The sequence below is a fragment of the Streptomyces sp. NPDC060198 genome, from assembly GCF_042728415.1.
Classification (GTDB): Bacteria; Actinomycetota; Actinomycetes; order Streptomycetales; family Streptomycetaceae; genus Streptomyces.
On record NZ_JBHWZJ010000248.1, the window covers coordinates 1 to 10,659 of the forward strand.

At 71.2% G+C, this 10,659-nt stretch carries 10 protein-coding genes, 2 tRNA genes and 1 pseudogene; 12 read left to right on the forward strand and 1 reads right to left on the reverse strand.

Going from position 1 to position 10,659, the window contains the following annotated elements:
• Positions 1–86 precede the first annotated feature (86 nt).
• From ACFWEP_RS24860 to ACFWEP_RS24870, 3 genes and pseudogenes are all read left to right on the forward strand, one after another.
• Positions 87–1,370: a glutamate-5-semialdehyde dehydrogenase gene (locus ACFWEP_RS24860; protein WP_387373024.1), complete on the forward strand. Its 1,284-nt coding sequence runs from the start codon at positions 87–89 to the stop codon at positions 1,368–1,370.
• Between the two features lie 41 nt (positions 1,371–1,411).
• Positions 1,412–2,029: pseudogene (locus ACFWEP_RS24865) on the forward strand (hypothetical protein); the annotation flags it as partial.
• Positions 2,030–2,715: 686 nt separating this feature from the next.
• Entirely contained in the window at positions 2,716–3,885 is a 1,170-nt protein-coding gene (locus ACFWEP_RS24870) for a hypothetical protein (protein ID WP_387373026.1), read from the forward strand.
• Between the two features lie 84 nt (positions 3,886–3,969).
• Here the strand turns inward: ACFWEP_RS24870 and ACFWEP_RS24875 are convergent, their stop codons facing one another.
• Positions 3,970–5,031 (reverse strand): M48 family metallopeptidase, encoded by a 1,062-nt coding sequence (locus ACFWEP_RS24875; RefSeq protein WP_387373027.1) that lies wholly within the window; start codon positions 5,029–5,031, stop codon positions 3,970–3,972.
• A gap of 110 nt (positions 5,032–5,141) precedes the next feature.
• On the opposite strand from ACFWEP_RS24875, the gene ACFWEP_RS24880 reads away from it, so the two are divergent.
• From ACFWEP_RS24880 to ACFWEP_RS24920, 9 genes are all read left to right on the forward strand, one after another.
• A complete protein-coding gene (locus ACFWEP_RS24880) occupies positions 5,142–5,294 on the forward strand; it encodes a hypothetical protein (RefSeq protein ID WP_328721706.1) in 153 nt (50 codons plus the stop codon).
• A gap of 84 nt (positions 5,295–5,378) precedes the next feature.
• Entirely contained in the window at positions 5,379–5,540 is a 162-nt protein-coding gene (locus tag ACFWEP_RS24885) for a hypothetical protein (protein ID WP_387373029.1), read from the forward strand.
• Positions 5,541–5,572: 32 nt separating this feature from the next.
• The gene (gene nadD / locus ACFWEP_RS24890; RefSeq protein ID WP_328721707.1) at positions 5,573–6,190 is read left to right on the forward strand and encodes a nicotinate-nucleotide adenylyltransferase; all 618 of its coding nucleotides are present in this window, start codon (positions 5,573–5,575) and stop codon (positions 6,188–6,190) included.
• Positions 6,191–6,212: 22 nt separating this feature from the next.
• Positions 6,213–8,021, forward strand: a complete 1,809-nt coding sequence (locus tag ACFWEP_RS24895; RefSeq protein ID WP_387373031.1) for a LytR C-terminal domain-containing protein — start codon at positions 6,213–6,215, stop codon at positions 8,019–8,021.
• Between the two features lie 269 nt (positions 8,022–8,290).
• On the forward strand, positions 8,291–8,722 hold the full coding sequence (gene rsfS / locus ACFWEP_RS24900) for a ribosome silencing factor (protein WP_387373032.1): 432 nt from the start codon (positions 8,291–8,293) through the stop codon (positions 8,720–8,722).
• Entirely contained in the window at positions 8,719–9,372 is a 654-nt protein-coding gene (locus ACFWEP_RS24905) for a histidine phosphatase family protein (RefSeq protein WP_387373034.1), read from the forward strand. The genes rsfS and ACFWEP_RS24905 overlap by 4 nt, the downstream gene beginning before the upstream one ends.
• 171 nt (positions 9,373–9,543) lie before the next feature.
• Positions 9,544–9,616, forward strand: a tRNA-Ala gene (locus tag ACFWEP_RS24910).
• A gap of 558 nt (positions 9,617–10,174) precedes the next feature.
• Positions 10,175–10,408, forward strand: coding sequence for a hypothetical protein (locus ACFWEP_RS24915; protein WP_124268198.1), 234 nt, complete (start codon positions 10,175–10,177; stop codon positions 10,406–10,408).
• Between the two features lie 147 nt (positions 10,409–10,555).
• Positions 10,556–10,628, forward strand: a tRNA-Ala gene (locus ACFWEP_RS24920).
• The last annotated feature ends 31 nt before the right edge of the window (positions 10,629–10,659 follow it).

Genomic DNA, 10,659 nt, shown 5'->3' on the forward strand with positions numbered 1-10,659 from the left:
GCTTTCCCGCCCGGGTGTCCCGCCCGGACGTCTCGTATCACGGGATACCGGCCGGACGTCCGGGGACCGCGCACTACCCTGCGGGCATGACCACGCTCACCCCGTACGACAACATGTCCCCGGTCGCGCAGGCCGCCTACCGGGCGCGCGCTGCCGCCGCCGACATCGCGCCGCTCCCGCGCGCCGCCAAGGACGACGCCCTGCTCGCCGTGGCCGACGCACTGGAGGTCCGCGCGGGCGAGATCATCGAGGCCAACGCCCAGGACGTCGAGCGGGCCCGGTCCGCGGGCACCGCCGAATCGGTCGTCGACCGGCTCACGTTGACGCCCGAGCGCATTCGCGCCATCGCCGCCGACGTGCGCCAGGTCGCCTCCCTGCCCGACCCGGTCGGCGAGGTCGTGCGCGGCTCCACCCTCCCCAACGGCATCGACCTGCGCCAGGTCCGCGTGCCGCTCGGAGTGGTCGGGATCATCTACGAGGCCCGCCCCAACGTCACCGTCGACGCCGCCGTCCTCTGCCTGAAGTCCGGCAACGCGGTACTGCTGCGCGGCTCCTCGTCCGCGTACGCCTCCAACACCGCCCTCGTGCGCGTGCTGCGCGACGCGGTCGGCGGCGCCGGGCTGCCGGCCGACGCGGTGCAGCTGGTACCGGGCGAGAGCCACGACTCCGTCCGCGAACTCATGCGCGCCCGGGGCCTGGTGGACGTCCTCATCCCGCGCGGTGGCGCGGGGCTGATCCGCCGGGTCGTGGAGGAGTCCACCGTCCCCGTCATCGAGACCGGCACCGGCAACTGCCACGTCTACGTGGACGCGCGGACCGATCTGGCGATGGCCGTCGACATCCTGGTCAACTCCAAGGCGCAGCGCCCGAGCGTCTGCAACTCCGCCGAGACGCTCCTCGTCCACCGCGACGTCGCCGACCAGTTCCTGCCGCTGGCGCTGGAAGCGCTGGCCGACGCCGGGGTGACCGTGCACGGCGACGAGCGCGTCCTGACGTATGCCGAGGGCTCCAAGGCGACCGTCGTGCCCGCCACCCCGGAGGACTGGGAGACGGAGTACCTCTCCTACGACATCGCCGCCGCCGTGGTGGACTCGCTGGACGCCGCCGTGGCGCACATCCGGCTCTGGTCCTCGGGTCACACCGAGGCGATCGTCACCACCTCCCAGGCCGCCGCGCGCCGGTTCACCCAACTGGTCGATTCGACGACGGTCGCCGTCAACGCCTCCACCCGTTTCACCGACGGTGGCCAGTTCGGATTCGGGGCGGAGATCGGCATCTCCACCCAGAAGCTTCACGCCCGGGGCCCGATGGGGCTGCCCGAACTGACCACCACGAAGTACATCGTCACCGGAGACGGTCACACCCGGTAACCGGGTGCGGTCGGTTCGGTCAGGGAGACTTCCCCGTCTCCCTGACCGGAGCGCCCCGTCAGGGCTACGCTGAATCCGTGGACGACGTGGGGGGCAGGCCGTCTCCGGACGGCCGGGAGCCCGACGACGACGACCGCGGGGGCGCGGACGAGGACTTCGCCACCGTGGTCTTCGACGAGGACTTCGTACGGGCCGCGAGGATCCACGAACCCACCGCGGTGGAACGGCTGGTCGCCGCCGCCGAGGCGCGCGCGGAGGCGGCCGAGGCGTCCCGGTCCCGCTCGGCGGGTGGGGGGAGGGACGGCGACCCGTACGGCCGCTACGGCGCCGTATACGGCGGCGGGCGGGGCGGTCCGCCCGACCCTGACGACCTCGACTACGACCCCGACCACGATGTCGGCAGAGGCCCCTACGGCCTGCACGGCGGAGTTCTGCGGCCCTACCGGGGCTCCGCGCGCTGGCACCGTCCGATCGCCTGGCTCTTGGCGCTGCTGATGGGGATCGGGATGATCGCCCTCGCCTTCAGCGCCGTCTATCGCGGCGCCTCGGCCGACAGCCAGGACCATGTCCCGCCCACCACCAACGGCGTGGACGCCGCGGCCACGGATCCGGCAGGTCCCGACGGCGGGCGGCCCGGGGCCGCCCGCCCGGCGGACCCGGACACCGTGGGTCCGGACTCCACGGACCCGGACTCCGTGGGCGCGGTGGACGAGGCGGTCGGCGGTCCGGCTCCGGTCGGTGAGGAGACGGGGAGCCCGGTGCCCTTCGGCGCGTACACCTCCGGCATGCCGGGGGCGGGCAGGGAAGCCCGCGTACCGGGGGGCCTTCTGCCGTCCGCGTCCGTGGGGGCTTCCCTTCCGGCCGCCCCGCGCACGCCCTGAAGCCTTCGGCCGCCCCGGAGAGCGTGGGGCGGAGGGCCCCGGGGCCCGAGTGCCCTCCCGGCCGTTTTCCGCACCGCGCGTCACCCTTTCGGCCGTGTCGCGCCGTAGCGCCCAGTCGTGCGAACTACTCAGTTGGCCCCCTCCACCGCGTTTACGCGAGGGGCATTCGACCTACCCTCACTGTGTGACCCCTCTTCCGGAGGGGGCTTCTCGCTGCCCTCGGCCGCCTGGCCGGGCAGACCGTTGCGCACCGGCCCAGGTCATGTGGTGAAAGTCCCGCCTGTCCGGCGACGCCCGGCACGCACGCTCGCCGCGCTGTCGGGATCGCCCCGATACATCCAGTACCGGGGCGGCCCTCCGTCTTGCGATCGCACGCACCGGACGCCGCCGGACCCGCCCTCCGGACGGACGGCGCCACTTTCACCACACGCCCTCGGCCGGTGGTGTGGAGATCGGGAGAAGTCATGGCAGGCCGTGGAGATCCACCGGAAGAGCCGCCCGAGAGTCCCGCCGACGGCGAGGACGAATACCGCTCGCTCGTCTTCGACGAGTCCTTCGTCCGCGCTGCCCGGCTCCAGGAGTTCTCCGCGCGGGAGCGCATGGGCGAGCACGCCCGCGCCGTGCGGTCCGTGCCCCGGCGCTCCTCGCGCAAGGGCCCGGGCTTCGCCACCACGCTGGTCGTGCTCGTCGCGCTGGCCTTCGCCTCCGCCGTGTACATCGGGTTCCGCCAGCCGCTGCCCGACACCGTCCCCGACCGCGCGGAACCGCTCCAGGCCACCGTCGTGCCCCTCGCGCCGCGCGGAGCGGTGGCCGGCGGGTCCCCCCGGGCGCTCATCGAGCACGGCCCGGCCGCGCACTTCCGCGTCGGGGCGGCCGGGATCAACCTGCCGGCGGTCCGGCGGACCGACAACTTCTCCGACGCGCAGGTCATGGCCGCCCTGGCCACCGCCAAGGACTTCCTGGTGGAGTCCTCACTCGACCCCGATGTCCTCGGCGGGCGGGAGACCGGGACGGTGAAGGCACTGCTCGACCCGGACCAGGCCGCGGATTTCGACCTGAGCATGGACAGCCCGGCGGGCGACGGAAGGCATCCCGCGGCGGGCTGGCTGGTCCGCTTCGACCCGGCACGCGCCGAACTCGCCGACCCCGCGATCCGGGTCTACGGGACGCTCTCCTACTCCGAGACGGACGCGAGCAGGCTGGAGGTCGTCGCGGACCACACCTTCACCTACACCGTGCGGCCCGCCGTCAACGGCCCCCAGCAGGCCGACGGCGCCTCCCTGTTCACCGTGCACCGGCTGCTGCACTTCCGCTTCGACCGGGACGATCTCCGGCTGCACCGCCTGGAACTGCGCACCGCCTACGTGCAGGCGGGACCGCAGTCCTGCTCCTCGGGCACCTCCCCGGCGCTGAACCCGCTGCTCGCGGGGGAGCGCGCCGACCCCGCCGGGCCCGGGGGCACCGATCCGTACGCGACCGGGACCCCCGCCGGCGGGCTCTGCGGGACGCTGGAGATCGGCCCGGCGCTCGGCCAGGCCCCTCCGGCCCCGGTGTCCCCGATCTCGGTGGCCCCGAGCCAGGTGTCCCCGAGCCTGGAGTCGGGTCCGGTGCCCGGGCCGGTGCCGGTTCCGTAGCCGGCCGGGTGCCGGGTCTCTTGCGGGGCCCGGTCGCGTGGACGGGGCTACTCCGGAGCGGGGCCGGTCCCGTGCGCGTGGGGCCTACTCCGGAGCGGGGCCGGTGCCGGGCGCGTCACTCCGTGCGCCCCCGGTGAACTTGTCCCTGAGCTTGCCGCCGAGGTCCCCGGCGCCTCCCGCTATGTCGCCGACCAGCTTGATCAACGGGTCCTTGCTGGTGCGCACGGTGTCGGCGTAGTGCGCGGCGGACTCGCGGAAGGAGTCCGTCACCGAGGTCTCCTTGTCCTCCTCGCGGCGCGGGTAGTGGCCGTCCATGGTGCGCTGGTAGTCCCGGGTCTCCGACCAGCTCTTCAGCTCGGCCGCCCGCACGGTGGTGAAGGGGTGCGAACGGGGCAGCACATTGAGGATCTTGAGCACGGAGTCGCGCAGATCGCCGGCCTTCTCGTATTCGTCCGCCTGGGCGAGGAAGGCGTCGACATTCATCTCGTGGAGGTGGTTTCCGCCGGCGATCTTCATCAGGCCCCGCATGGAGGCCCGTAGGTCCTGGCCCACCAGCAGACCGGCCCGGTCGGCCGAGAGTTCCGATTTGCGGAACCACTCGCGCAACGCCGTCACGATGGCCAGCACCGCCACATTGCCCAGCGGTATCCAGGCCACCTTCGTCGCGAGGCCCGTCAGGAAGAGCAGCACCGTGCGGTAGACGGAGTGGCCGGAGAGGGCGTGTCCCACCTCGTGGCCCACGACGGCCCGCATCTCCTCCTCGTCCAGCAGCTCCACCAGGCCGGTGGTCACCACGATGATCGGCTCGTCGAGTCCGATGCACATGGCGTTGGGCTGCGGGTTCTGCGTGACGTACATCGCGGGCACCTTCGCCAGGTCCAGGATGTAGCAGGCGTCGCGCAGCATGGTGTGCAGGTGGGTGAACTGCTCGTCACTCACCCGCACGGAGTCGGAGAGGTAGAGGAGCCGCAGGCTCCGTTCCGGCAGCAGGCCGCTGAGCGCCTTGAAGACGGTGTCGAAGCCGGTCAGCTTGCGCAGCGCCACCAGCGCCGAGCGGTCCGCCGGGTGTTCGTACGCCCGGGAGGAGATTCCCGGGAACCGCCTGCGCCGCCTGCTGGGTTCGTTCGTACGGGTGTCGTCGCTCATCTGATCCCCCTGTCGATACGGGACGCCGCCCGTCCCCCTGACAACGGCCAGCCTAGGTGCTGGCGCTACGGTGTGCGGGGGGCTGTGGACAACCAAGAGGAGCACCCGGAATGCCGCACACCGTCGCACTGCTTGCCGCCGCCGCGGACGACCAGGGACCGGGCAACACGGTGCGGATCGTGCTGCTCGTCTCGCTCGTCGGGGCGGCCCTGCTGGCCTGGCTCCTGTTGCGTGGCTACCGCAACGACGACTCCAACGACTGAGTCGCCGTGAGCGTGCCCGACCGACCCGCATACGATGTGCCCGACGTCTTCCTTCCGACTCCCGATCGATAGGTCCTGCCGAAGATGAGCCTCACGAGCACCGCCCACCAGCTGGTCCTTCTCGCCTCCGAGGGCGGCGAAGGCGGCAACCACGAAAGCCTCAACCCGTACGTGACCGGCGGTGGCGCCTTCGTCGCCCTGCTGCTTCTGCTCTTCGTCACCACCCGTTTCAACCGCGACCGCTGAGCGGTGACGCCGTGCCAGTAGGGTCTGCACGCATGGGAGAGCAGGAAGTGCCTACCGGCCGCGGCAAGCGCCGAATCGGCGTCATGGGCGGGACGTTCGACCCGATCCATCATGGACACCTGGTGGCGGCCAGTGAAGTGGCCGCCCAGTTCCACCTGGACGAGGTCGTCTTCGTGCCGACCGGGCAGCCGTGGCAGAAGAGCCACAAAGAGGTGTCGCAGGCCGAGGACCGCTATCTGATGACGGTCATCGCCACGGCGTCGAACCCCCAGTTCTCGGTGAGCCGCAGTGACATCGACCGCGGAGGGCCGACGTACACGATCGACACGCTGCGGGACCTGCGGGAGACGCACGGGGACGCGGACCTCTTCTTCATCACGGGCGCCGACGCGTTGTCGCAGATTCTCACCTGGCGAAACGCGGAAGAACTCTTCTCGCTCTCCCATTTCATCGGTGTGACCCGGCCGGGCCATGTGCTCACCGACGCGGGACTGCCCGAAGGCGGTGTCTCCCTGGTGGAGGTTCCCGCCCTGGCCATCTCGTCGACGGACTGCCGGTTGAGGGTCGCGCAGGGCGATCCGGTCTGGTATCTGGTGCCCGACGGTGTGGTCCGCTACATCGACAAACGCCAGCTGTACCGAGGCGAATGAGCCACGGAGAGGGGCACCGGTGGTGAACGACCGACAAGACCCGTACGACCCGTACGGGCAACAGCCGCAGATCATCGGCTACGACGCGTACGGGCAGCCGGTGTACCAGCAGCCCGAACAGCAGGGCTACGACCCGTACGCCTCCCCGCAGGACCCGTACTCCTACGGGCAGCCGGCGCCGGGTCAGCACCCGCAGGGCCCGTACACGCAGGGGCAGCAGGCGCAAGGGCGGCAGGACGGTGCCGGACAGGGCTACGGTTACGACCCGTACGCCCAGCAGCAGGCGCACCAGCAGCCGGCCCAGCCGTACGACCCGTACGCCGGCAACCCGCAGCAGCCGCAAGGCGGCGAGCAGGGATACGGATACGGCGGCGGTTACGGCTACGACACCGGCCAGCAGCCCGTCGTGGTCGACGCGACGGCCCAGCAGTGGAACGCCCCGCAGCAGAGCATGGCGCCGCAGCAGTCCGCGCCCCCGCAGCCCGTGCCCCGGGGCGCTCCGCAGGAGGCCGATCCGGTGCGCGCACCGGAACCGGAGCCCGGGGTTCCGGAACAGCGCCGGTCCTCCCAGGACTACCGCACCGGACAGTTCTCCTTCATCGAGCAGCCTGACGAGGACTCCGAGGACGTCATCGACTGGCTGGCGTTCACGGAGAGCCGCAGCGAACGGCGCGAGGAGGCCCGGCGCAAGGGCCGCAACCGGCTGGTCGGGCTGATCGTCGTCGTGGCCCTCGTCCTCGTCGCCGGCGTGGGTTACCTCTGGTCGGCCGGAAAGCTGCCCGGTTCCTCCGGCGCGGAGGGCAAGGCCGCCACGGCGGGCGGTCCGCAACAGCGCGACGTCATCGTGGTGCACCTGCACAACACCAAGGGCGGCGGGACGTCAACGGCCCTGCTGGTGGACAACGTCACCACCAAGAAGGCCACCACCGTCCTGCTGCCCAACTCCCTCGCGGTCGCCAACGACGACGGCACCAGCACCACGCTCGGCGAGTCGGTGGAGGACGACGGCAGCACCGGAACCCGCGAGTCGATCGACACCCTCCTCGGTACGAAGATCAGCGGCACCTGGCGCCTGGACACCCCGTACCTGGAGAACCTGGTCGAGCTGGTCGGCAACATCGAGGTCGACACCGACACCGACGTGCCCGACACCAAGAAGGGTGCCGCGCCCGTGGTCCGCAAGGGCGAAGCGCAGACCCTGAGCGGCACGATGGCCGTGGCGTACGCCACGTACCGGGCGAAGGGCGAGCCGGAGGCGAAGCAGCTGACCCGGTTCGGCCAGGTGCTGCGCGGGGTGCTGCGCAAGCTGTCCGAGGATCCGAAGGCGGCGACGATCACCGTGCAGACGCTGGCCCAGATCCTCGACCCGTCACTCCCCGAGGCCGACCTCGGCGCCTCGCTCGCCAAGCTCGCCGGGCACGCCAAGGTGGGCGACTACACCACCGAGGTCCTGCCGGTGCAGGAGGACGGAACCCTGAGCGACGCGGCCACCAAGAGTGTGGTGAAGGACGTCCTGGGCGGGGCGGTACGGGCCCCGGACAAGGACGCGGCGACCCGGGTCGGTGTGAAGAACGCGTATGGCGACACCGCCGCCCTGGACGCGGCGCGGGTGGTGCTGGTGAACGGCGGCTACTCCTTCGTCGACTCCGGCAAGGCGGACACCCGGTCCACCTCGGAGATCGTCTACGGCACGGCCGAGGCCAAGGCCAAGGCGGTGGAGGTCGCCAAGACGCTCGGTCTGCCCGAGAGCGTCGTGACCAAGGGGGAGGCAGCCGCGAACGCGGACGTCTCCGTGGTGCTCGGCCAGGACTACGTCTTCACGAAGTCCTGATTCCGGTACCGGCCGGGTCGTCGGTCTTTCCCGTCGACCCGGCCGCAGGGGCCCTCACGCCGAGACGGCGCGGGGGCCCCTGCGGCGTACCGGGGGAATTCCCAGTCGGCACTGTCGGCGGTCCGTGAGACCCTAAAGAACAGTCCCGCGATTTCTGGCGGGCACGTGACGGCAGCGACGGAACCCCGCCGCTCCGCCCGCGTGCCGATCCGCCAGGGACGACGGAACAGCTTCCAGGGACTGCCCCGACCGCCGACGAAAGCCTGCATGTGACCGCCACGGACCGCTCCATCGAGCTCATCAACGCCGCCGCCCAGGCGGCGGCCGACCGGCTCGCGCACGACATCATCGCCTACGACGTCAGTGACGTCCTGTCGATCACCGATGCCTTCCTGCTGGCCTCGGCCCCCAACGACCGCCAGGTCAAGTCGATCGTCGACGAGATCGAGGAGCGGCTCCAGAAGGAGCTCGGCGCCAAGCCGGTGCGCCGCGAGGGCGACCGCGACGCCCGCTGGATCCTGCTCGACTACGTCGACATCGTCATCCACGTCCAGCACAGCGAGGAGCGCGTCTTCTACGCGCTGGAGCGCCTGTGGAAGGACTGCCCCGAGATCGCGCTCCCCGAGGACGCGCTCAAGACGCGGGGCAAGGCCGCGGAGCACGCCCAGCTCAACGGCAGCGCGGAAGGTGACGCGAGCTGAACGGCAGCGACAGCGGCCGGGGCCGCCGAGTAGTCCTCTGGCGGCACGGTCAGACGTCGTGGAACCTGGAGCGACGCTTCCAGGGCACCACGGACATCGAGTTGACCGACACCGGAGTCGGGCAGGCCCGTCGGGCGGCCCGCCTCCTGGCGTCCCTGAAGCCCCATGCCGTCGTCGCCTCGGATCTGCGGCGCGCGGCGGCCACGGCCGCCGAGCTGTCCGCCGTGACGGGCCTCACGGTCACCCACGACGCCGGTCTGCGAGAGACCTGGGCCGGGGAGTGGCAAGGGCTCACGCACGAGGAGATCATCGGCCGGTACGGCGAGCAGTACGCCGCCTGGAAGCGGGGCGAGCCCGTACGCCGGGGCGGCGGCGAGCTGGAGACCGAAGTGGCCGACCGGGCCGCTCCGGTCGTCCTGGAACACGCTGACCGGCTTCCCGACGGCGGCACGCTCGTCGTGGTCAGCCACGGCGGCACCATCCGGACCACGATCGGTCGGCTGCTCGGACTGGAAGCCCACCACTGGGAGGGCCTCGGCGGACTCAGCAACTGCTGCTGGTCGGTGCTGGGCGAAGGCGCGCGCGGCTGGCGTCTGCTGGAGCACAACGCCGGAACCCTGCCCGAACCGGTGCTCGGCGACGACACCTGAGAAGCCGCCCGATCCCCCCGGAGAGCGGCTCCGGGAGGGCGGCACCGGCGGCTCCGGGAGGGCGGCACCGGCCGGATTTCACTTTCCGGCTGGTCACAGGCTAGAGTTCTTCTTGTTCGCAGCGCAGAAAACACCGAAACGGTGAGGACGCGAAGAACGACAGCGAACAGCGGGGCTATAGCTCAGTTGGTAGAGCGCCTGCATGGCATGCAGGAGGTCAGGAGTTCAATTCTCCTTAGCTCCACAGATGAAGATCCCGTCCCCTTGGGGGCGGGATCTTCTGCATATCGGGGTTCGGTGCCGGAACCGCCCCGACGGGCGGTCCCGCCGCAGCCCCGCCGTCCCTCCCCCCGGGGGCGCCGGCGGCGCTTCCGCCGACGTGCCGGCGCTCGTTTCTGCCGTCTCCCCGCCGCGGTCCGCTCCGCCCCGATCCGCGGCCGGTGGACGTCCGCCCCCGGTGCCCGCGATCCGGCAGGCTGCACTGACACGACGTCAGCCGCCTGCCGGGTGTGGCTCGGCGGGCTACCCGTCTTGCGGTGTCATGGCAGAATCGGAGCGCCGGAGGGGGCTACGGACCGATCGGGAGGGAGCGCCATGCCTGCGAGCCGCGTGCGGGTCCCCGGTCAGACGTGTGTGCCCGATGCCCCAGCTCCGCCCGCCCGTCCCGCAGTTACCGTGATTCCCGAACACCGGTCCGGTCCCGGCTGCCCTTCCCACGGCTCCTTCCAGGTGGTCCAGACACCGGGGGGCGGCGGGATCCGGTGCGCACGCACGGCCAGCGGCCACAGCTGGAGCTGACTGCATGGGTGCGCACAGGCGGAAATGCGACTGGTGTGGCAGCGGTACGCCCATCGTCAGGGACATGGATCCGGTCAACCCGGACTACCAGTACTGGTGCGAGGAGTGCGCGCGGGCGCTGATCATAAAAGGCGACCCCATCGAGACGTACCGCGAGCTGGAGGGGGAGCCGATCTACGGGCGGCTCCTGGAGGAGCACTGCACCCTCAAGCGCTTCTACTCCTTCGCCACGGCCTGACGGGAGCGACGGGTGCGCGCGGCGCGCGCTCGTCACGTCAGTGCGAATCGGTCATATCGGGCGGAGCTGGAATGGATTTGGGGACCACCGGGGAGGCCGTGTAATGTTCTCGATGTCGCCAAGGGAAACCGGACGGCGGCGAAACAAGGGGCTATAGCTCAGTTGGTAGAGCGCCTGCATGGCATGCAGGAGGTCAGGAGTTCAATTCTCCTTAGCTCCACAGTGAAGAAGGCGGGTCATCCGAATCGGAT

Coding starts and splice junctions, on each gene's coding strand:
- ACFWEP_RS24860 (WP_387373024.1), top strand. CDS start 87: ATGACCACGCTCACCCCGTACGACAACATGTCCCCGGTCGCGCAGGCC.
- ACFWEP_RS24870 (WP_387373026.1), top strand. CDS start 2,716: ATGGCAGGCCGTGGAGATCCACCGGAAGAGCCGCCCGAGAGTCCCGCC.
- ACFWEP_RS24875 (WP_387373027.1), bottom strand. CDS start 5,031: ATGAGCGACGACACCCGTACGAACGAACCCAGCAGGCGGCGCAGGCGG.
- ACFWEP_RS24880 (WP_328721706.1), top strand. CDS start 5,142: ATGCCGCACACCGTCGCACTGCTTGCCGCCGCCGCGGACGACCAGGGA.
- ACFWEP_RS24885 (WP_387373029.1), top strand. CDS start 5,379: ATGAGCCTCACGAGCACCGCCCACCAGCTGGTCCTTCTCGCCTCCGAG.
- nadD (WP_328721707.1), top strand. CDS start 5,573: ATGGGAGAGCAGGAAGTGCCTACCGGCCGCGGCAAGCGCCGAATCGGC.
- ACFWEP_RS24915 (WP_124268198.1), top strand. CDS start 10,175: ATGGGTGCGCACAGGCGGAAATGCGACTGGTGTGGCAGCGGTACGCCC.